The following is a 21,229-nucleotide window of genomic DNA, read 5'->3' on the forward strand; positions in this document are numbered from 1 at the left end:
GCACCTCGGCCGGTTCGCCGCACCAATATTTCCATTTATAAGGAGTTCTATGGGGTTCTAGGGAATACCCTATAACGCCCTATAACTCCGTATAAGTGGGGGGTGAACCTGGTGGAACCCCTACAACTCCGGCCAGGTGAAAATGGCAGTTTGATTCAGGACCGGTGTGACGGCTGAAATGACCGATGCCACCCCTGCGTCCGGACCAAGACCAGTTAACGCGACATTAGATCCGAAGGACACCTCCTGTCGGGCTACTGTAGATCGTCCGGGACGCCGAACCGCCTTCCAATGAGTACGCGAATGGCCGCGAGTAGAGGCTGATCTTCCAGCGCAATGCCCTCGCCCCCGTAATGCACACCCGTTTCGTCACCCACTGCTTCTATGTCAAAAAGGTTGAGGACCTCGGCCACGCGAACCTGATACTCGGTGGCGGTCATTTGGCGAGACACACGAACTGGAATTGTGCTGAGTTTGCGCGCGACCTTAGCAGCGGATTCATTCATGGGCGCACTCTTGCATTGCGTTCCGCCATTGCACAAGGGGGGCGCTTCGGACCTAGTCCGGGAGTATAAGGCGACGTTAGGCTCGCGGGATCTGGGCCCATCCTCTGCTGGCCGCTTCTTCGCCCGAGAGTGCGCAGTCAATCCACAACATAATGACCGTTATGTTGTGGGCGTTGATGTCGGGCCTACAGCGACCGTTGGCCTCCGTCTGCTCAGAACGGGTCCATCGTCCGCCTCGGTGACGCGAAGCCCTTGGCTGTTGTGGACCTCTCGGAGATGATGAATGCAACGGACTGAGAGGGCGGGAAGCTCCGGAGGGATCCGGCGTCACGGAGAGAAATGGCCCTGCATGTGCGCAGCAACATTCTCGCCGCGCAGTTGAAGGTGGCCTTGGAAGGAACGGGGCCGGGTGACTCCCGACGCCGTGACGAGGCTGGCCCAGATGGAGCTTCCATCTCTGAGGTGAAGGATCTTGGCGCCGCCGCCGGGACCGTGGCCACGGCTCACGCGCGTGCATTGGCATCCCGTCGCGGCCGCAATTCCTCGAAATATGCACCAAAAATGCACCACGAAGGTTCTGAGAATGCTGAAAACCCCCGGTTTCCCGGGGGTTTTCATTGGCGGTGACGGTGGGATTTGAAACCTCTCTGCCGCACAGGCATAGCGACAGAATCTTCGGAATCTAGGGGTTTTTGATGCCACAAATCCACGCCAATTCATGTGTTTTTCCATCCATATGTGTTCAAAATGTGCTCACGGTCCAACTGCTGGCAACGCATTTGATGGAACGCGGCACCGTGACAACTCTGGTTTCCGGGCTGAGCAACTCCTATGGGCTCTCGGAGATTCGTCCTCGCCGGCGGTGCACTTCTCTTCCCCGGAGCGATCGGCCGGTTCAGCCCGTTCATCGCCGTCCTGGTTGCGTTTGGCGCCGGTGCGGCCCGATTCCTCCTGAGGGACTACCTGCTGGGGTATCCATATCAAGAGGCGCGAATCCCAGATGATGGCCGAGTTCCCCAGCATCGCGGAGCTCATGGCCCTGGCTGTAGGTGCCGACGGCGAAAGCGCCACCGAGGCGCTGGACAGGGTCTGCCGCAGTGCCAGGGGAGAACCGGCGAAGGATTTCACTCGCGTCTTGGGCGAAACGCGCGCCGGGAAGCCCCTGGTGGAAGCGCTGCAGGAGTTCTCAGCGCGGACGGACCTTGGGCCGCTGGTCCGCCCTCGTTGACGGACTGATCGTTGCCGTGGAGTGGGGAACACCCTCGCGGACGTGCTGAGGGGCCGGGACTCGGATGTCAGGGACACCGCAAAGCGGAAGCTGATGGAGTCTGCGGGCAAGAAGGAAATCGGGATGATGGGGCACAATGTGCACTGCTAGCTGTACTAAATTACTTGACGACGCAAGTATCCAGCCCAAGCCCATACTAGGGTTGGTGCGTCATATCCGCAGTTTGCAAAACGTCGTAAGATGTAGATTCTGGTGCCGCCGTCGGGGACTGCTCCAGAGGTCTAGAATTGGGGGCTCATCATTTCAGCAGGTCATGACATCACAGTCGTTGCTCTATCGCGCTACGCAGATTCCTGCCCTAAGGGACTGCACCCGGACTGTCCCTTCGCCCGGACTCTTCCGGGCGGTCGGACTTGCAACACCGAATGCAGGACAGTGGTCACTAACCTGCTGCGACCGTCAACGGCTGACCTCCGCGAACGAAATTTTGATGCGTCCGAAGCCCTCCTGATCGCCCAGGGCTTGGATCCGTCGCCGACCTCGCAGTGGAGCACCACTGCACTGCTAATGACTCTTAAGCGGGTGTTGGGAACTCAGCCATTTCACTATGACGGCACTTTCACTCTTGCAAGGCACGTTGACGGGACGAGCGCGTTCGCCTATTTAGGGCAACGAGGGGTTGATCCTGCGAGACTGCTCCAGCATGGTTTCGGAAGCCTGCTGCTTCTGACTCTCGACAGCATCCTGGCAATTAACGAATTTGAGGGCGACGCCTCTTCGTCCAGTGATCGGCGCCACCTTGCCGAATGGCAGAGACTGCGCCGGGGGGTGCTTGAGGAGCGGGATCCGGTTGAGCATGAGTTGAGGATGTCGACGTCATTCAGAGAGCGGTTGCAGCCCTGGGTGGCTGAAACTGAAATTTCGGAAGTTCTGTGCTGGGCGCCGCCGGCTGAGATGCCGGAACCTGCTGAGCAGCAATCAGGAACCGACTACGGGGAGTTCCTTTGGTTTGTCGAACGCTTCACGAATACGTACCTAACTGAGTGGACGGACGAAGCGCTTGCCCTGGAGTATCGTTACGTGCTTGAGCAGTGGCGTCCACAGTATTTGCCGAGCGAACTTCTCCTGGAGCGAGATATCACGGCGGAAAAAATCTGTCATGAGATTTCGAGCCGAACTGTTCATGGTCGGCTGACGGATCCCCAGGCTCAGTCTGTATTGGTCGAGCGGGCTCTTGAAGCTATTCGTGCGCAACGGCGTGATATCGCCGCAGTCATCTTTACGGCCGCTCGAACACTCGACCCCAAGGATGCAAACCTAGCGAACAACCTGGGGTTCTGTCTCATGCCAGACGAGCCCCGGAAGGCCATAGAGGCATTGGCTGAGGCGCGAGCCCTCGGTCAGAATAACCTTCTCAATTTTGCGAACACGGCAGCTGCATACTTCATTCTTGATGACATGAACGGCGCGCTTGAGGCCTGCGGCGAGGCACTGACGTTCGGACTGGAGAGGACTCACGTCGCATGGCTGTGGGCCCTACCGGTGGTGGACGAGCCGACCGTGTACGAGTCCGGACTCGCAGTTTACATATGCGATTTGGCTATCTTCGCTGCTTCCAGCCTGGGGGATGAACCGCTGGCTGAGGCTTGGCGGACGCGCAGAGGTTACTTTCGCGGTGAGTCCAGTACGGTCAAGGACGACTAGTTGGTGCCAAGGGCCTTCCGGAGGTCCTTCATCAATAGAAAAAGGTGAAGTGGATCTGTAGGCGAAGGTTCGAACTCCGCGAAGCTCATGTAGAACGCTCGAGCTTCTTCGTTCTTCGCATGAATTAGCAGCGCGCGGATGCCGATTTCATCCGCGGCAGCGTTGACCCTTATCAGGGCGTCTCGGAGTAGGGCGTAGCCCAGACGGTTTCGTTTGTGTTTTGTGGCCACACCCATCCGGGTTAGCACCGTGACCGGCACTGGGTGCCGAGGCACACCTTTGGTAACGCGTTGCGGAGCGAGGTCGTGTTCAACGCCACCAGTCGCCAGTGCATAGAAGCCGGCTACCTCATCGTCTTCGCTGTCTACCGTGCTGACAAATACCCTTGCCATCCCCGATTGATGGCTGACGAAGGCGTACTTCGTCAGCCATATGTCCAACTCTTCGTTGCCGCAGGTGAAGCCCGCGAGATCGTCAGTGTTGGTTAGCTTTCGGGGACGCTTGAAGGCTGCATTTTCAGTCGACAAAGGGATCCTTAGCATTCATCACTTCGCTCAAGCGGGGCTTGAAGACCGCGGGGCGATCTAGCAATGCTTCGAAGGACTCCCAAGCGGAGTCATCTAATTGGAACCAGCGCCTGTCCGCTAAGACCTGCTCGGCGGCAACTGATGCGCTGGTGACTACAAATTCAGTGAGACTCTTGTCCTGGGCATCCGCGGCTCTGCGGATGAGTGCGGCCTGATTTCTTGAAACTCTTAGGTTAATTCGCGCGTCTCTCGCATTTCGGTCTGCGTCCGAGTTTGGTTCTGTGGCTGAGTTTATTTCCTGGGAAGACATCTTGTGGCCTCTCTCTTGTACGTCAAATGTACACACGCGGAGAGATCTCGTCAAAAAAATGTGTCCTATGTCTCAATGAGTACCTGGGCGGTGATCACGTAAGGTCTGCGCCGCGGTTGCGGAGCGGCACTCTCAGCTCCGTCCCGTCCCGTGCCGGCTGGTGTGAACCAGGGGGAGTCCAGCCGGCACGGAGTCTAATTAGGCCAGCGTCGCCTTGCGCAGCGACGGAGCGGACAGCACTGAGATGCCCATGTGGACCTCAGCGCGGAACACCAGCTGGTTCTTCCGGAAACTGTCGTTCCAGACCGGCGATGCATGCGTGCCGGTATTCACGGTCTCCTCGCTCCAGGTGAGCTGCATGCCGGAACGAAACGGGACCACGACAGTCCGCAGGTCGCCCACGAAGGCCGTGTTGGCAGGTACGCCCGATGAAAGGGTGACCGGGGTGTTCCATAGCGTCCGGGCGGCATTCTGGCCCGGCGTCTGCGGCAGCAGGAACCGCCCCGTGGAGTCCATGAACGTCTCCACAGCCTCCCAGTCGGCCGAGTGCATCAGGGTGCCTGTAGCCGTCACACCTGCCGCCTCCAGCTGCCCGAGGGCTTTGCGGATGGTCAGCAGCTTGTTGGTCGTGAACGGCCGTGGACACGCCCGCGGTCTTCAGGATGCCGGTCTGTGCGTTCCCGTTCTCGCTCTGCCCGCCATTGAGTACGAAGTCGGCCACGGCGGCGTTCAGCCCGTAGGCCAGTTCCTGACTACGGAACGTCTGCAGCCCGGCATAGTCCGCAAGCCACTGCGACTGGATCGGGTTCGTCAGGCGTGCGATTGTCGCGACTTCCCAAACCGCCGGGTCGGCAGGCTGTCTGTGGAGGGACTTTAGGAGCCAAGCCTATCCACTAGACACGTTTGAGCGTACAACGATGTCATGGGTGTCGTGGCTGCTTGGTGGCGGACGCGTTTTCGTCTGCTCGGTGCCGCAGCGTTCTCCGCGGCTTTGGTTGTCGCCGTGAGCGGTTGCGTGGGGGCCCGTCCCGTGCTGGCTCCGCCGAGCGTCGTCTCGGCCCAGAAATAGGGTAGTAACTACTCGTGCAAGCATCTACGCCAATTAATAGGCTCAATATTCCTTGGGGATCATGCGTCGAAGGGGCTGCCGGCACTTGAGCAGCATCCGCGTCGATTCGTCTCAGGTAAGGCGCCTGGCCCGTTTGTTTCCCGAGGAGCGCCCCGCGATGTGCATAAGGAGTGGCTAGAAACGCCCATCGGCCGCGCCTCGTATTCTGCGATTGGAAAGTAGGGATCGGTGACAAGTCGCTGGCACGTAGGAACTTATGAAATGCAACTAATGAGGGTGCCGGAACCCGACGAGGACGGTGACCTGTTGCTGACTATTTTTGCCCGCACTGTGGCAGATGACCCGATGGGGCCTGACGACCGGGACGCCCCGATCCTCGCGCAAATGGATCTCTTCTGCGAGGACGTAGATGTAGCCCCTGACAACCCGCCCAAATGGCTGGATGGAAAGGGCGTTGTTGCAGGAGAGACGGGACTGGAGCCGGAGTGGATGGAGATTGTCTACGGGCCGAGGTTGGCATACAACATGAACGCGGTGATGGCGGCGGCCATCCGTAACGACACTCGCGGCGTGGATATGGAAGATCGTCCCTGGCGGACTCCCTCCGGGGAAAAGGTACAGGGGATCTTGCTGCGCACGGAGGCCCAGGTGGAGAGTCTGGGCAGGCGGCTAGGCATGTAAGGAATTTGTTCTGGTCCCGGTTGTGACGAGCGCCTGTGGAGGCCTCGGCCCACCTTCTCCTTCAAGCGTTCAGTCATCCCGGTATCTGCGACAAGATGGCCCGCCCAGGCGGGAGGAGCCGTTCGCGCCGTTGCGCCAATAGTGCGCTGTCCTCAGATGGGGCTGCCGACCGACCCCTCTGCCCGAATGGTTCCTCAGCCCCCATCTGCGCAAACCAAGACTCGAGGTCAGGGTTCATTGCGGGTCGGAGCGGGTGAGCCCGCGTTACGCCCAACGATGGCTGTCACTAGGTCGGACAACGCCGCACCGCCGTTGCCCAGCTGGTTCGGCCAGTTGTGGCGTCGCGGTAGTCTAAGTGGTCGGCATTTTCCGGTTGCCTATAAGCTCATCGCAGAGTCGGACATAGGGCCCCTTGACCGACGCCATTTAGACCTGGAAGGCCGACATTGACCGAAGAAGAGGCCCGTGCAGCCGCATGGGCAATGATTCCGGCGGCAGCCGAGCCCCTATCGCTGTCGATGTTGGAGAATCACCTCGCCGCCGCTGCGGACCTTCTGCGAGGATCGATCGATCAAGCTGACTTCAAGGCCTACATATTCCCCTTGCTCTTCTTCAAGCGGATCAGCGATGTATACCTCGAAGAGTACGGTCACGCACTGGCCGACTCCGGTGGTGACCATGAGTTCGCCTCGTTTGCGGAAAACCACCGCTTTGCGATCCCCCAGGACTACCTGTGGGATGATGTGCGCGCTCACACGGAGAATGTGGGCCAAGCGCTTGTAACCGCATTCCGGGCTATCGAAAATGCCAACCCTGACACTCTCTACGGCATTTTTGGCAATGCCGCTTGGACCAACAAGCAGAAGCTCCCTGATTCGCGCATAAATGATCTGATTGAGCATTTCTCGGCCAAGTCGCTGACCAACGACGCTGTTTCCCCGGATGTCTTCGGGCAGGCCTACGAGTATCTGATCAAACGCTTCGCGGATGCCTCCAACAAAAAAGCTGGGGAGTATTACACGCCTCGCTCAGTCGTCCGATTGCTGGTGAACATCCTGGACCCACAAGAGGGTGAGACGGTCTATGACCCAGCCTGCGGTACCGGTGGCATGCTCATCGAAGTGATCCAGCACGTCAAGGCCGCCGGGGGTCGCCCCCAGCTGCTCTGGGGCAAGCTCTACGGCCAGGAGAAAGTCCTGGCCACCTCCGGGATTGCCCGAATGAACCTTCTGCTCCATGGCGTGGAGGACTTTCAAATCCTCCGAGGAGATACCCTGCGGGATCCCGCGTTCTTCAACAGCGACCGGTTGGCGACCTTCGAATGCGTGATTGCAAACCCGCCGTTTTCGCTGAAGAGCTGGGGTGAGGAGGCGTGGGCGTCGGACCGTTGGGGCCGCAATGCTCTGGGCGGGGTTCCGCCTAAGGGATACGCAGACTGGGCATGGGTGCAACACATGGTCGCATCCGCCACGAATAATACGGGGCGCGTAGCTGTGGTCCTCCCCCAAGGCGCACTCTTCCGCCAAGGTGCGGAGGGCAGGATCCGCGAATTCATTCTTCGGCAGGACAAAGTTGAAGCCGTTATTGGTTTGGCGCCAAACTTGTTCTACGGCACCGCGCTGGCGGCTTGTGTATTGATACTGCGCCAGAAGAAACCCCCCGCAACCAAGGGCAGGGTGCTATTCGTCAGCGGTGAGTCCTTGTTCCGCAAGGGCCGCAACCAGAACACACTGGAGGACCAGCACGCAGAATTGTTGCTGGAGGCGTACCAGCAGTTTGCTGAACAGCCCGGCTTTGCACAGATTGCGGATTTGGCTGCCATAGAGGCCAACGCCTTCAACCTGAACATTTCGCTGTATGTTGCACCAGAGGAGAGAGCGGATGGGCTGAGCCTGGAAAAGGCCGTAGCTGACCTAGCGGCAGTGCAGCAGACCGCGGCCGAAACCCGTGCTGCCTTGGCGACCGAACTTGCTAAGTGGGGATTGAACGCGTGAGCACGAAGACAGAAACAGGGCCTGCTACGGCTCTCCTCAGCCAGCGCGAGCTGGAATCGTACCTATGGGGTGCTGCGATATTGCTGCGCGGGCTGATCGATGCCGGCGACTACAAGCAGTACATCTTCCCGTTGGTGTTCCTCAAGCGGCTCTCCGATGTCTACGACGAGGAACGCACCAAGGCCTTGTCAATTTACGGCGACGACACGTTGGCGGACCTCCCTGAGAACCACCTGTTCGTCATTCCTGACGGCGCCCATTGGGACCAGATTCGAGCAGTAACGCGCAACAAGGGTACCGCGATCCTCCAGGCTATGCGCGGCATCGAAGCCGCGAACCCCGATACTCTGCATGGTGTCTTTGGCGACGGCGACTGGGGTAATAAAGACTTCCTGCCGGACGCCACCCTGAACGATCTCCTGGAGCACTTTTCAACAAAGATTCTGTCGGTGGCCAATTTGCCGGAGGACGAGCTCGGCCGCGGTTACGAGTTCCTCATCAAGAAGTTTGCTGACGACTCCGGCCATACGGCGCAGGAGTTCTACACCAACCGAACCTTGGTCCGGCTCATGACCCTGATGCTCCAGCCGGAGCCCGGCGAGTCCGTCTACGACCCTACCTGCGGCACTGGTGGCATGCTCATCTCCACAGCTGCCGAGCTCAGGCGTCAGGGCAAGGAGTGGCGCAATCTGCGGCTCTACGGACAGGAACTCAACTATGGAACATCCGCCATTGCACGGATGAACCTGTTCTTGCATGGGATCAACGATGGGCTAATCGCGCATGGGGACACTTTGGCTACACCAGCCTTCCTCAACGCGAGCGGGCAATTGCAGCAGTTTGACGTGGTTCTGGCGAACCCGCCGTATTCCATCAAGTCCTGGAACCGCGATGCCTTTGCGGGCGATCCCTATGGCCGAAATGTGTGGGGAGTCCCGCCGCAGGGCCGCGCGGACTATGCATTCTTCCAGCACATTGCCGCCAGCTTGGATTCGAACAGCGGCCGCGCTGCCGTTCTTTTTCCGCACGGCGTGCTGTTCCGTAAAGAAGAGGCAGCCCTCCGTGAAGCCCTAGTCAAATCAGACCTTGTCGAGTGCGTCCTGGGTCTTGGGGCGGGGCTGTTCTACAACTCACCAATGGAAGCTGTAGTAGTCACACTCCGCGCCCAAAAGCCAACAGAGCATCAAGGCCGTGTGCTGTTTATCAATGCGGTCCATGAATTTGCCCGCAAGCAGGCGCAGTCGTTTCTGAGGGAATCTGACCAGCAGAAGATCCTTGCGGCCTACGAAGCCTTCTCCGCGGCTCCGGGCTTTGCTTCTGTGGCAACGCTGGATGAAATCGCCTCGAAGGCATACAGCCTAGCGATTCCGACCTACGTCTCTCCAGCTGCAAATCACGCGGCGGACGGCGACACGGGCGTGCCTGGCGTCGCGACGGCAGTGGACGCATGGCGACAGGCCGGATCCGCCGCGAATGATGCAGTGAGCAATGTTCTTGAACTGCTGAGAGGGGAAGCCGGCCGATGAAATTGGCTCTGGAACTAGACCGTAGTGTGTGGAAACGCGTGAAATTCGGCGACGTTGTTGAACAGTCCAAAGAAAAGGTGGATCCGGCAGACGGCACTGTCTCTCGTGTCGTCGCCGGTGAACACATGGATTCTGATGATCTTCGGATCCATCGCTGGGGGGGCGTGGATGACGGATATCTCGGGCCCGCATTTCATCGCCGGTTCCGGCCCGGACAAGTCCTCTACGGCTCGCGGCGGACATACCTTCGGAAGGTGGCCGTTGCTGACTTCGACGGAGTTTGCTCTAACACCACGTTTGTCCTTTCGTCCAAGGATGAAAATCAACTCTTGCCGGGCTTCCTGCCATGGGTGATGACATCTGAAGCCTTCCATTCTTTCGCGATCGCCGAGTCCAAAGGATCCGTCAACCCGTATGTGAATTTCTCAGACATAACAAGGTATGAATTCGCGCTGCCACCCATTGACCAGCAGAGGAGCATCGCAGATCTTTGCTGGGCTCTAGAACGCCACAGCAGGAAGCTTTCGTCCGTTACAAGCACTATCGCCCAAAGCCGCGAAACCTGGCTCAACGCACGATTGGAGGAGTGCCCGGTGATGCCTCTGGAGGACTTGCTTTCTCTCCAGCATGGGCGCCCATTCTCAAGTGACCTATACGCCGATCTCGGCGTTCCATTGTTGCGTCCCGGGGATATGCGTCCTGACGGGCTGACTAAGTGGTCCTCAAATACGGTCCGCATACCTGAAGAGTGGGCTACAAAGCACCCCGACTATGTGCTGAAACCTCGGGATCTCGTGATCAACATGACTGCTCAGTCCCTCGAAGACCGATTCCTCGGACGAGTCTGCCAAGTCACGGATCGTGCCATGTTGAACCAACGACTGGGCAGATTGCGCCTAAACGAAGGTGTGGATCGAGAGTGGATACTCTTGGGGTTGAGGACAGGTAGGTTCGCCAGTTGGGTGGCTCAACGTAGCGAAGGATCGAAAGTTAAGCACATGCACTGGCGACATATAGCGTCCTATCCTTTCCCTTGGCCAAGCCCGGCAGACCAAACAAAACTTCTTAACGAGTCCGGCATATGGGCGGATACTTCAACGACGGTTGCCCGAGAGGTCCGGGCCCTTGGAAATCTTCAAGCATCAGTCCGCAGTCAGCTCTTGGATGGGCCTCATGACTTTTAGTGAAGCCAACAGCGTCCGCGATTTTATCCGTGATCTCGTTTCGTCCGGCGTCGATATTCAGTTCGTCCCCGGCTCATCGCTCCCCCGCGCAACGGGCAGCGTTCTTCTTGAGGCCCAGGTCCGTGAGGCTCTGATCCGACTTAACCCCGAAATTGCCGCGCGACCTGAACGCGCGGACGAGGTCATACACCAGCTCCGCGCGATTATCTTGTCCGCGAGGCAGGGCGGGTTGTTGAAGGCCAATGAGGAGTTCGCCACCTGGCTCAAAGGCGACCGTTCCATGCCATTCGGCCCTGCCGGCGCGCACACCACTGTGCAACTGATCGACCTCGCCAATACGGACGTTTCAGCCAACTATTGGATGGTCTCAACCGAAGTTACCTTTATTCAGGGCCGGATCGAGCGTCGCTTTGACGTGGTCATCTGGTGCAACGGCATTCCACTGGTCATCGGCGAAGCCAAGTCGCCCGTACGGCCGGCCTGCACATGGATTGACGCTGCCGCCCAGATCAACGATGACTACGAGAAGAATGTCCCGGCTTTTTTCGTGCCAAACGTCCTCTCCTTCGGCACCGAGGGAAGGGACTTCCGTTACGGGTCGGTGGGCATGCCAGTGAATCTCTGGGGACCTTGGCGTGAGGAACCTAGCGAAACGGACCAAACGCCCGTCGTCGGACTGGCACACGTCAAGGAGTCCGTCGACGGCCTCCTGGCGCCTGCGGTCATTTTGGATTACCTCCGGTTCTTCACGGTTTACGCAACGGACAGCAAGCACCGCAAGATCAAAATCATCGCCCGCTACCAGCAATTCCAAGGCGCCAACGCCATCATCGACCGCGTTCTCCTGGGCAAGATCCGCAAGGGCCTCATCTGGCACTTCCAAGGCTCAGGCAAATCACTACTAATGGTCTTCACCGCCCAGAAACTCCGGGCAGCCCTCGATCTGGCCAGTCCTACCGTCTTAATCGTCGTGGACCGTATCGACTTGGACACCCAGATCACGGCCACCTTCAATGCCGCGGACGTGCCCAACCTGGTTTCCACAGATAGTCGCGCTGAACTGCAGCAGCTGTTGCGAGACGGGGCACGGAAAGTCATCATCACAACCATCCACAAATTCGGCGAAGCGCCCGGTGTGCTGGACGACCGCGGCAACATCATCGCCATGGTGGACGAAGCCCACCGTAGCCAAGAGGGTGATCTCGGCCGGAAAATGCGTGAAGCGTTGCCCAATGCTTTCCTGTTTGGGCTCACCGGTACTCCGATCAACAAGCGGGACCGGAACACCTTCTGGGCCTTTGGCTCAGAAGAGGACAAGGGCGGCTACCTCTCGCGTTACTCCTTCCACGATTCCATCCGCGACGGGGCAACCCTCCCGTTGCACTTCGAGCCACGACTAACCGAGATGCGGGTGGATCAGGAAGCAATTGACACGGGCTTCGCCGAACTGGCCGCGCGCAACGACCTCTCGGAGGCTCAACGCATCACCCTGTCCAAGAAGGCCGCGTCCCTGGAGCACCTGATCAAAGCCTCGGACCGGGTACTAAAGGTCACCGCAGACATCGCGGCGCACTTCACCGAGAAGGTCGCCCCGAACGGTTTCAAGGCCCAGGTGGTGGTCTACGACAAAGCTGCCTGCGTCGCCTACAAGGAAGCACTAGACACCCATCTGGGGCCGGAAGCCTCCGCCGTCGTCATGAGCATGGATGCCCGCGATCCGCAGGAGTGGAAGGACCGCTTCACCTTGGAGCGGGATGCGGAAGGCAAGCTCCTGAACCGCTTCCGCGATCCGGCGGACCCGCTGCAAATCATCATCGTCACCGCCAAGCTCCTGACCGGGTTTGATGCACCCATCCTGCAGGCACAGTACCTAGACAGGCCCCTACGGGACCACACCCTGCTACAGGCCATCTGTCGCACGAACCGTACACACCCAGGCAAGACTCACGGCCTGATTGTGGATTACCTAGGCATCTTCGATGATGTCGCTAAGTCCCTATTGTTTGACGACACCTCCGTGCAGCGGGTTATCACTAACATCGCCGAGCTGCGCGAGAAGCTCCCCGCCGCCATGGCTGCGGCGCTCGTGTTCTTCCCCGGTGTCGACCGCACAGTCGGCGGTTACGAGGGACTAATCCAGGCCCAGACGCAGCTGCCTGACGATGCAAGCCGAGACGCATTCGCCTTGCCCTACAGCTACCTCGGTCAGCTCTGGGAAGCCATCAGCCCTGACCCGGTGCTCAACGCGTACGAGACCGACTACAAGTGGCTGTCGGACGTATACGAATCCATCAAGCCGTCCGACTACACGGGCCGTCTAGTATGGCATTCGCTCGGTGCCAAGACCTTGGAATTGATCAACGAGAACGTCACTGTTGAGGTGCCGCGAAGCGACCTGGAAACGATTGTGCTGGACGCCGTCGTCATTGAGGATCTGTCCACCGGCGGGGACCGGGACAAGAAAGTCCAAGAACTCGAAAAACAGATCACGGCCCGAATCGCCAAACACCTCACCAACCCGACGTTCGTAGCACTTGGCCAGCGGCTGAACGAACTGCGCGATAAGTATGCCCACGGGCAACAAGCCAGCCTCGACTTCCTCAAGGAACTCTTCGAGCTGGCCCGGGACACCGTTGCAGCGGAAAAGGCCGTGGCCGAGGTGCCGCGGGAGGAACGCGGTAAGGCGGCACTGACGGAGCTGTTTGATTCCCTCAAGGATTCAGAGACCCCAATACTTGTGGAGCGGGTTGTTTCCGACGTAGATGAGGTAGTTAGGGCCGTACGATTCGATGGGTGGCAGGACACTCGAGACGGCGATCGCTCTGTGCGTCAGGCTCTTCGCCAGACTCTCTATGTGAAGTACAAGATCCGGGATCAGGAAACCTACGACCGCGCCTATGACTATATCCGCGAGTACTACTGAGAGCGTTCGGCAACGAAGCCCTTGCTCAACCCCTAAGGAGTCAGGTGCCTGGACCGCGAGCAGATTTCAGTAGTGGTGAGTACGGTCTTCTGGAATTGTTCGGCAATTCCGTTTGAGGATCGAGCAGGATGGGACGATCTGCGCCGCAGGCGCGATGATCCCGAATTAGCGTCAGCGCTCTGGCGGGGGAAGTCTTGCTGTGGCCGACCCACTCCTGTGGCTGCCTTTCCTAGCGATCTGGCAGCTTGAGCAACTGAATCGTCTCGGAGCCCGCCTGGCTGAACAGATCCAGGGCAACTTCCCGCAATCCGTCGAGTACTGACTCGGGCCCTTGATCTGTCGGAATCATTCCCGCGACGGGTACGCAGCCAGCTAGAGGACGCGGTGCCGGCTCATGGAATCCGCCGAACCTTGGATCGGATACGGGCTCCAACAGAGAAATCGGATCAGACCCATCCCGGAAGAGCGACGCCTTAATGGCGTATCCGCCCACTATCGACAGTTCCCGGGAAGCAGTGAGCGTCAAACCTGCAAGATCGACTAGGACAGCTTCAACGTCTCGGATCTGGACCTCGCTCCGGTTATCCGTCCCCCGGTCGCCTGCCACAGCCATCGCGACGGTGACAGAGCCATCAAAGTGAATCGACATTCGGCACCCATAGATCCGGTCGTTGTCGAAATGATTGGTCTGCACGGTCCAGCGTCGAAGGCCAAGGATCGGGTCGCGCATCCAACGTTGCAGGTGGCCCAGCGGCGACATACCTGTCAGAGGTATCGGTGTGTTCTGGCTAGCGTCCGAAAATATTCGGCGCGCGCTGTCCGATTCAATCCGTCTGAGGCGCCCAGTCACCTCGGGCTTGGCAACGGCGACCATCCAAACACGGGGGGCCTGCCGAAACGGCCCAGCAGATTCATCAAACAAATCATCCAGGCCAGCCGAGCGTCGATCACGCTCGGCGAACCTCTGGCGATAGGCGGATTCGATCAGGCGTTCGCTCATCCATCCAGTGCGTGTACCCAACCTCAGCGGGGCCCCGAACAGATCCTGTCGGAACACAAGGTGCGGGGAATCATCAGATGGAGGAATCAGAAGCGCAAGAAGACTCACCCCGTCTTCGGCTATGACGACAGGCTGGAAACCAAGGACTGGCGGGGTGATCCCCGAGTATGCAGCCCCCCGCAATTCTCGGAGAGTACCGTCTGTTATTTCACCAACATCGCATATTTCAGCGGCCTCGGATCCTTCTTCGGCGACTCCGTAGACGATCATCCCGCCGCCGACGTTGGCCATAGCAGCGACGTCCTTGGCGAACTCCTCAACCCACCGCCCGGGGTGCTTCGGCAGGACCCGCTTCCAATCGAGGTCCTCCCGTTCGGCAACCCGATCAGCGACAGCCCTGCGTACCAGATCCATCGTGAGCGGGCAAGGTTCAATGCCCAATGCCCGGTGCAGCGCCGTATACATGACCTCATCCTAGTGAACAAAGCCAAACCTTTTGGCGGGGAGGGCACGGCACTAAGGGTTACGCACGCCGTTACGTCCTCGCTCCGGGAAAAGTTCGCGCTAGGAAGTGGCGGCCGGCGAGTCGTGCGTCAGGGCCGTGGCTCCTTGTCCTTTGTCTGGGGGCGAACCGGCGCCAGAAATTCGGTCTCCGCAGCGGCCCATATCGGCCGGTCGCCTTGGAGTTGAAATAACCCTGCATCGTGTGCGCGGTGGTGGTTGGGGCACATTAGGCGGCCGTTCTCGACAGTGGAAGGTCCCCCTTGGCTGTCGGGGATTACGTGCGCGGCTTCGAGGATCTCTACTTCGTCAAAGCGGCAGACGGCGCACTCGGGTTCGTATGCCGCGAGGAGCAGGTCACGGAATTGCTGTTGGTGGTTACGGCGTTTGACGATGCCGTAGGAGTAGCTGGCTGCTACTTCAGGATGTGACGGATCGCCAAGGGACGCTAGTGAAACCTTGTTTGTGTGTTCGTACCATAGGGCGTTGAGTGCGAGGGTTTGGAGGCTGTCGAGCCTAGCGCCTCCGCCTTGGTAGCGCTCTGGAAATCCAGGTACCGCCTGTTGGATGGCACCCCAAGGAAGGATCTCGGGTGGGTCGAGGAGCCTGTCCCAGGCAACGGAGATATGCGGTGCCGGGTCCCGGCGATTGGCGGCCCAATGCTTGTCGAAGTAGATGTGGCTGGCGGCGTGCCCGGATGCGACGAGCCCGCGCTCCTTTTGACCCACGAGTAAGAGGAAAACACGGTCACCCTTCCGAATGTCCTTCGTGCGGCCTCCCGTGGACCATGGTTCGGATCCAGTCCCGCCGGCCAAAATGCACTGCTGGATCGCCAGTCGGCGTTGTTCGTCCCAGTGCCATAGCGTGGGATTCCACAACAGCACAAACGATCCGCGCCGCTGAGAAAGAACCTCAAAGCCCATGGCTCTTAGGCGGGGCACGGCGCCACGCAAACCGCCCTGAAACTCCGAGTTGGGCAGAAGCTCACCAGTTTGGAAAAGGTGGGCAACGCCTGCGATCGCCTTGGAATCGTAGTAGCGGCTGCCGTACGCCAAGATATATTCATCCGCGGGGCCGAAGCCGTGTGTCTTCAGGAACGCAATTCGTCCAAGTTGGTTGTACTCCTCAATTGCGCGAAGAACTGCATGCGGGTCGATTAGATCCTTCAGGGCCATGCGTGAAATCCTTCCGAGAAGGAGGTCGAACGGAAACGGAGGCCAAGTCTGTCTGTCAGGTTACTCGTCAGTTGTTGGGGCAGACTGCTTTCCGTCGGCAAAGGCCCAGCGCTCGATCTCGTCTGCTCCCACAGTCCGTCCGGGATGCGACAATTCTTGCGCCCAGGCGTACATAAGACCAAGGGCTGCCTCGTAGACGCCGGGCCCGTAGTTCGTCGAATCCGGATCGAACACAGGTCGCCGAGTTTCCCGATGCAGGCTGCGAAGCACACGGTTGTCGACAATGAGGCAGGGGTGATCAAGGGCGCCAGCGCCTGCGAAATACAAGAACTTGGTGAAAAAGTTTGGTCCGAGAGAGCCGATCGCATTACCCCGTGGCTTCAGCAGCAGGAACGCCGAGCGTGGGTCAGCCGTCGCCAAGCCGGCCGCCTCGTGGAGCAACACTGCCGCGGCGGGAGGATTCGCTTCCACTGAGGCGATTCGTCGTGGTGAGTTGCGGTGGTTGCTTCCCGTCCCCCAGGCCAAGGCGTGCCAGAACAAGCGTAGAGCGCTCTTCCCCGATTTATCTTCTTGGGCTGCAGGCGCCAGGGAGAAGAGGTCACCCCGGCTAATGAACCCGTGCTCCCTTTCGCCATCGACGCTGGCCACCGGACTCCCTGGCAAGTCCGCGATGCGATCGTTCCACCATCGAAGGTCCAAGTTGAAACCGTGGTCATCGATCGCCTCCCCACGAGAATATTGCGCCACCCAGGCCTTCAGCGCGGCGGGTGCTGGTTCTGGAGCGGATGGTTGGCTCATACCGGTCACCCTAAGCGATAACGTAGCGTTTCGTCGTCGCGGACTGCAGTGTCCTTGTAGCTTGGAACCGCAGGCGCCAACGCGAGTAGGTTGTTGGACATTGACAGTAAGGTCGACTCGCGGGAGAGATGGTCACCCCGGCGAAGCTCAGCAACCCGTTCTGGGAGCAGGAGCGCCGCGACGCCTTTGCGGAGCATGTGAGGCCGATTTAACGGCCGCGTCGACAGGCTGGACGAATTGCGGGCGGGGATGTGCCCTACGTGGCGCCTTTTCACGGCGGGGTCCACGCGCCTGTCCCGAACATCCTTGCCAACTCGGGCGACAAATCTGTCGCCACGGGATTCCTGAGCGTGTACGGATTAGGACTGAGTGCGAACCGGTGCGCTTACGGAAGGCAGCACCAGGGATTGCATGAGGTTACAAGCGTCGGGTGGCCATCGGGGCCCGGGGGCTAACCACTCGCGCTCCGCCTGGCGAGCAGCGCATCCACCCTGTTCGCCTGCGGCTGCGCCTGCACGGTGTTAAGGGCCCGACTTAGGTCCTTTAGTGCCGACAGGTAGGCGGCCCCCAGACGCGCGGACGGCCCGTCGGTTCCGCTGGTATCGACTTGGCGGGCCAGGGCCCGGACCAGCTCCACCAGAGGTTGGTGGGAGGGCTGCAGGATGCCCCGGCCGCTCGCGGCCGCCGCGTCAACCGCGTCAAGATGTGTGTGCATTTCGTTCTCCAAAGATCTGGACCCGCATGGCAAAAGATTCGGACGGGGGGAGGAGGCTACGTGGTGAACAGTCCCGGGGCTCGAAACCTGTAGCGATTTCGACCTCCCTGGCAGCACGCGGAGTCGCATGCGCAGACCGGTGCCTTACAGTCATGGCCGGTGGTCCTTGGGGAGGATGATCAGCGGCAGTTTGGCGTACGAGTCGTTCAGCCAGTTGCGTGTTTCGTCTTTGCCGTCAGTGATCGGCAGCCTTCGGGTGATGCCGTCCTCGCCTACGACCGTCACGCTATTGACCCAGAGCGGATGTGTTTCGTGCCACATACGGACGAGGGCGCCGTTGGTCTTGTCCCTGCCGATCAATTCGATGCCAGGATTGCCACGCCAGCTCCCGGTGCGTATGCGGCCGAAGGGCTCGAAGTTCTCCCAGTGCTCGAAGCGGAGTTCGTCGAGCTGTTTTGCCATGTCTTTGGTGATCTGGATGCCATCGATCTGCAGCATGGTGATGCCTGAGTGTGAGGTGAGTGCTGTTGTTTTCATGGTTTCCTTGGTTTCCTTGGTTTTCGGGGCATCGGTTTGACTAGTGGCGCAAGGGGCAAAGAGGAAGTAACTTCCTCTACGCCCGCCCGTGTAGAGAGAAAGAGTGGATTTGCCACTACCGCCACTCCTGCCTGTCGGAGGTTCCGCCCAATCCTGGTCCGATGGCGGGCTTGAGCTGGATTCCTGAGCGGACGCGGACTCCGCCGGTGCCTTTCCTGGCCTCGTGGCCGCGTTGCTCGAGGGCTGCTCCGAAGGCCCGCTTGCTCATCGGCTGGAGGCCTTCGCCTGCGGCCCATCTTGTCCAGGCCTGGTGCAGGGACTCGATAAGTGCGGAGTAGCCGGGGCCGGTGTCACATTCCTCGTCAATGAAGCGTCCGAGCGCGTCGGCATCGCGGTGGTAGTTGGCCGTGGCGGCAACGACTGAGGCGGGTTCGGCCAGCCCGTTCGCCTGGTAGTCCTGCCACCCGGCCACTGCCCAGGCGAGAATCGCATCCATTTCGAGCTGGAGCTTTTCGGGCAAGTGCGGGTCTTGTTCTGTGCTGGGGATGACGATGCTGAACGGGACAACGCGAATCCGGGCCCAGATCGCGGGATCGTCTCCACTGACTTTGGGCAGGTGGTTGGTGATGAACAGGACTGTGTGGGAGGGAGCGAACTCTGTGAAGTCCTGGTAGAGACGGCGAGCCCGGATTGTGTCACCGCCGGTTAGCCGCTTCATGGTGGCTTCGGCGAGGCGCCGGTCTTTCTCGGATTCCGAGACGGTTACGAGGCGACGCCCGCGGAGGTCCATTTCTCCGGTGGGGTGGGCCCCTTCTCGATGCATAAAGAGGTCCGGTTCTGCCGTGCCTGCATAGTCGCCTAGGGCGTTATTGAGGGCCTGGTAGAAGACTCCCTTACCGTTGCGGCCGCGGCCGGTGAGGATGGCCAGGCGGTGTTCAAGAACTTTCCCGGCAAGTGCGAGCCCTGCGTAGCGTTGCAGGAAGCTGCGGGTGTCTTCGTCGGGCAACACACGGCCGAGGAAGGATGACCAGGTGGGGCCGTTGGCAGCGGGGTCCCATGCGGCGGCGGCGATGTGCGTCATGCGATTGGCCGGGTTGTGAGGGTGGAGCTCCATGGTGCGGAGGTCCAGCGTTCCGTTGGCAACGTTGAGAAGGTATGGGTCGGCATCGAGCTGGTCGGCGGTTGCGGCGAGCCCGGGCAGGGCCGCTGCTATTTTGAGGACACCGGTTATGCCGTTCGCTGTTTCGCATTTTCGAACATCCTGGCGAAGATCTGGTTGGTCGAGGGATTCGGCGAGTGAGCGACGAAGGACGTCCACGACTGCCCGGATGGTGTGCCCCGCCCGGTCTTCCCGCCAGCAGCGTCCGTCCCAGTGCATCCAGCCGACGGCGTGGACGTGAATGAGCTTGTCCGCATATGCCTTCGCCAAGCGGTGGGCCATTCGTACCTGTCCGCTGTGAACCTGTTGGCGGCTCTCCCCGGCACCGCGCAGGTCGTCGTTGAGCGTCCTGGTCGGATCGTCATCTGGTCCGGTGGTGCGCAGTTCCGGGAGGATCCAGTCGACTACTGCGGTCGGCGCCGGTTTGGGTCCAGCAGCGGCGGCGGGGGCGGTGCGGGGCTGCTGCTGGCCAGAGCCGAGGCCGGAGCCCAGCGTGGCAATGATTTCGCCGTCCGGCAGCCCAGCGGCGCGTGCCGCACGTTTGAGTTCCAGCTGGACCAGTTCGGCCGGAAGCAGTCCACCTCCGACGAGCTGCCCCAAAGAGAATGCTGCCCTGTTCAGCGTGTCGTTCCGGGTCCCGTTGGGCGCGGTCGCCACCATTTCAGATTCGCTGTCCAGTGCCTTCCGCGCGTACGGAGTGATTCCTCCCATGAGTCCCGGCGTCGTGGCCGCCGGGGCAAGAGCGGCCCGTGTTGTTTTCTTTTTCTCGTCGAGCAGATCTAGAAAGTCCACTATTTCTCTCCGTGTTCTGGGAGCTTGAGCTGTTCGTACCAGCGATAGACGCCGCCGTCGCTAAGCCGAGAGGGAGGCGCCACGACATACCCGCCTGCACCCCGGTAATCGATCCCCGGCACAAGAGCGGCTCTGTTCCCGCGTCCGGTCGGATGAATGTACAAATGTGTGCCTCGCGGCGTCAGGGTCTGGCCGATGATTTCAGGCAAAGCCGTGAGCAATGCCAGAGATTCATGGCCGACACGGCCGTCCACATCGATGCAGTCAAACTGGGCCCCCGTGGGCAATCCGATGTTGGCGGCGGGCCACCGATCCCACCAGGATCGGATTTGGTCGGCGTCGGCACTGGCGTCGTGGAAGCCATGTTTGGTGGCTGGGCGTTTCGCGCCGGGAATGCAGGGGAACACGGGCAGCCCCTGGGCTGCATACTCGAGGGCGAAGGCGGCCAGCGAAGAAGCCTCGCTCAGGCGCTCCTCAAGTTCCGTCGCAGCCTGGTCGACAAGGATTTCCAGTCGCTGCGTTTCAGCGATATCACCAGCGGACGCAGCCGCAATGTACTTGCGCTCTAAAGGTGTGAGGTCGGCTGTCACGACAGGATCCTCCGAAGCGAAATGGGCCAGTGCAGCGCCCGAACGTTCTCGGCGATGTGTGCCGTCATGCCGGCACACCGGTGCGGTCCCGGGTCTGCCTGTCGATCCAGGCTTCCACTTCGGCCCAGCGGTAGCGAACCTGGATGCCACCGAGCTTGACGAACTTGGGACCGGTCCCGCGGTAGCGCATCTGGGCAAGTCCCGCCTTGGTGTAACCAAGAAAATCGGCGACTTCGTCTGCCGTTGCGAGTTTTTCTACCATCATGATCTCCTTCTGCTCCCCTTCTGAACCCGGGGTCAAGTGCCAGTC

18 protein-coding genes and 1 pseudogene are annotated in these 21,229 nt (G+C 60.0%); 7 read left to right on the forward strand and 12 right to left on the reverse strand.

What is annotated here, in order from left to right; all coding sequences use genetic code 11:
* Positions 1-254 precede the first annotated feature (254 nt).
* The gene (locus tag AC1DZV_RS10660) at positions 255-506 is read right to left on the reverse strand and encodes a hypothetical protein (protein ID WP_090582464.1); all 252 of its coding nucleotides are present in this window, start codon (positions 504-506) and stop codon (positions 255-257) included.
* Positions 507-1,317: 811 nt separating this feature from the next.
* On the opposite strand from AC1DZV_RS10660, the pseudogene AC1DZV_RS10665 reads away from it, so the two are divergent.
* A pseudogene (locus AC1DZV_RS10665) lies at positions 1,318-1,863 on the forward strand (type II secretion system F family protein); the annotation flags it as partial.
* 306 nt (positions 1,864-2,169) lie between these two features.
* Positions 2,170-3,438: a tetratricopeptide repeat protein gene (locus AC1DZV_RS10670; protein ID WP_476953682.1), complete on the forward strand. Its 1,269-nt coding sequence runs from the start codon at positions 2,170-2,172 to the stop codon at positions 3,436-3,438.
* Here AC1DZV_RS10670 and AC1DZV_RS10675 read toward each other — a convergent pair.
* From AC1DZV_RS10675 to AC1DZV_RS10685, 3 genes are all read right to left on the reverse strand, one after another.
* Positions 3,435-3,965 carry a GNAT family N-acetyltransferase gene (locus tag AC1DZV_RS10675; RefSeq protein ID WP_476953683.1) on the reverse strand — a complete coding sequence of 177 codons (531 nt, stop codon included), beginning with the start codon at positions 3,963-3,965 and terminating at the stop codon, positions 3,435-3,437. The genes AC1DZV_RS10670 and AC1DZV_RS10675 overlap by 4 nt on opposite strands.
* Complete coding sequence (locus AC1DZV_RS10680; protein WP_476953684.1) at positions 3,955-4,275, reverse strand: type II toxin-antitoxin system TacA family antitoxin; 321 nt, start codon at positions 4,273-4,275, stop codon at positions 3,955-3,957. Before AC1DZV_RS10680 ends, AC1DZV_RS10675 begins: the two co-directional genes overlap by 11 nt.
* A 198-nt stretch (positions 4,276-4,473) precedes the next feature.
* A complete protein-coding gene (locus tag AC1DZV_RS10685) occupies positions 4,474-4,893 on the reverse strand; it encodes a phage major capsid protein (protein ID WP_476953707.1) in 420 nt (139 codons plus the stop codon).
* A 712-nt stretch (positions 4,894-5,605) separates the two neighbouring features.
* Here AC1DZV_RS10685 and AC1DZV_RS10690 point away from each other — a divergent pair.
* From AC1DZV_RS10690 to AC1DZV_RS10710, 5 genes are all read left to right on the forward strand, one after another.
* Entirely contained in the window at positions 5,606-6,025 is a 420-nt protein-coding gene (locus AC1DZV_RS10690) for a hypothetical protein (protein ID WP_476953685.1), read from the forward strand.
* A 446-nt stretch (positions 6,026-6,471) separates the two neighbouring features.
* Positions 6,472-8,019 (forward strand): type I restriction-modification system subunit M, encoded by a 1,548-nt coding sequence (locus tag AC1DZV_RS10695; RefSeq protein WP_476953686.1) that lies wholly within the window; start codon positions 6,472-6,474, stop codon positions 8,017-8,019.
* The gene (locus AC1DZV_RS10700) at positions 8,016-9,545 is read left to right on the forward strand and encodes a type I restriction-modification system subunit M (RefSeq protein WP_476953687.1); all 1,530 of its coding nucleotides are present in this window, start codon (positions 8,016-8,018) and stop codon (positions 9,543-9,545) included. Before AC1DZV_RS10695 ends, AC1DZV_RS10700 begins: the two co-directional genes overlap by 4 nt.
* Positions 9,546-9,670: 125 nt before the next feature.
* On the forward strand, positions 9,671-10,729 hold the full coding sequence (locus AC1DZV_RS10705) for a restriction endonuclease subunit S (protein WP_476953708.1): 1,059 nt from the start codon (positions 9,671-9,673) through the stop codon (positions 10,727-10,729).
* The gene (locus tag AC1DZV_RS10710; RefSeq protein WP_476953688.1) at positions 10,671-13,652 is read left to right on the forward strand and encodes a type I restriction endonuclease subunit R; all 2,982 of its coding nucleotides are present in this window, start codon (positions 10,671-10,673) and stop codon (positions 13,650-13,652) included. The genes AC1DZV_RS10705 and AC1DZV_RS10710 overlap by 59 nt, the downstream gene beginning before the upstream one ends.
* A 229-nt stretch (positions 13,653-13,881) precedes the next feature.
* Here the strand turns inward: AC1DZV_RS10710 and AC1DZV_RS10715 are convergent, their stop codons facing one another.
* The 8 genes from AC1DZV_RS10715 to AC1DZV_RS10750 form a co-directional block, all read right to left on the reverse strand.
* Positions 13,882-15,117: an AlbA family DNA-binding domain-containing protein gene (locus AC1DZV_RS10715; RefSeq protein WP_476953689.1), complete on the reverse strand. Its 1,236-nt coding sequence runs from the start codon at positions 15,115-15,117 to the stop codon at positions 13,882-13,884.
* Positions 15,118-15,245: 128 nt separating this feature from the next.
* Entirely contained in the window at positions 15,246-16,328 is a 1,083-nt protein-coding gene (locus tag AC1DZV_RS10720) for an HNH endonuclease (protein WP_476953690.1), read from the reverse strand.
* A 60-nt stretch (positions 16,329-16,388) separates the two neighbouring features.
* A complete protein-coding gene (locus tag AC1DZV_RS10725) occupies positions 16,389-17,126 on the reverse strand; it encodes an 8-oxoguanine DNA glycosylase OGG fold protein (protein ID WP_476953691.1) in 738 nt (245 codons plus the stop codon).
* A 451-nt stretch (positions 17,127-17,577) separates the two neighbouring features.
* On the reverse strand, positions 17,578-17,841 hold the full coding sequence (locus AC1DZV_RS10730) for a hypothetical protein (protein WP_476953692.1): 264 nt from the start codon (positions 17,839-17,841) through the stop codon (positions 17,578-17,580).
* 150 nt (positions 17,842-17,991) lie between these two features.
* Complete coding sequence (locus AC1DZV_RS10735; protein ID WP_476953693.1) at positions 17,992-18,378, reverse strand: hypothetical protein; 387 nt, start codon at positions 18,376-18,378, stop codon at positions 17,992-17,994.
* A gap of 115 nt (positions 18,379-18,493) precedes the next feature.
* Positions 18,494-20,329: a DNA primase family protein gene (locus AC1DZV_RS10740; RefSeq protein ID WP_476953694.1), complete on the reverse strand. Its 1,836-nt coding sequence runs from the start codon at positions 20,327-20,329 to the stop codon at positions 18,494-18,496.
* Positions 20,329-20,919 carry a bifunctional DNA primase/polymerase gene (locus tag AC1DZV_RS10745; protein WP_476953695.1) on the reverse strand — a complete coding sequence of 197 codons (591 nt, stop codon included), beginning with the start codon at positions 20,917-20,919 and terminating at the stop codon, positions 20,329-20,331. The genes AC1DZV_RS10740 and AC1DZV_RS10745 overlap by 1 nt, the downstream gene beginning before the upstream one ends.
* Positions 20,920-20,983: 64 nt before the next feature.
* Entirely contained in the window at positions 20,984-21,184 is a 201-nt protein-coding gene (locus AC1DZV_RS10750; protein WP_476953696.1) for a helix-turn-helix transcriptional regulator, read from the reverse strand.
* Positions 21,185-21,229: the final 45 nt, after the last annotated feature.

It is taken from the genome of Arthrobacter sp. P1_D12 (assembly GCF_056406175.1).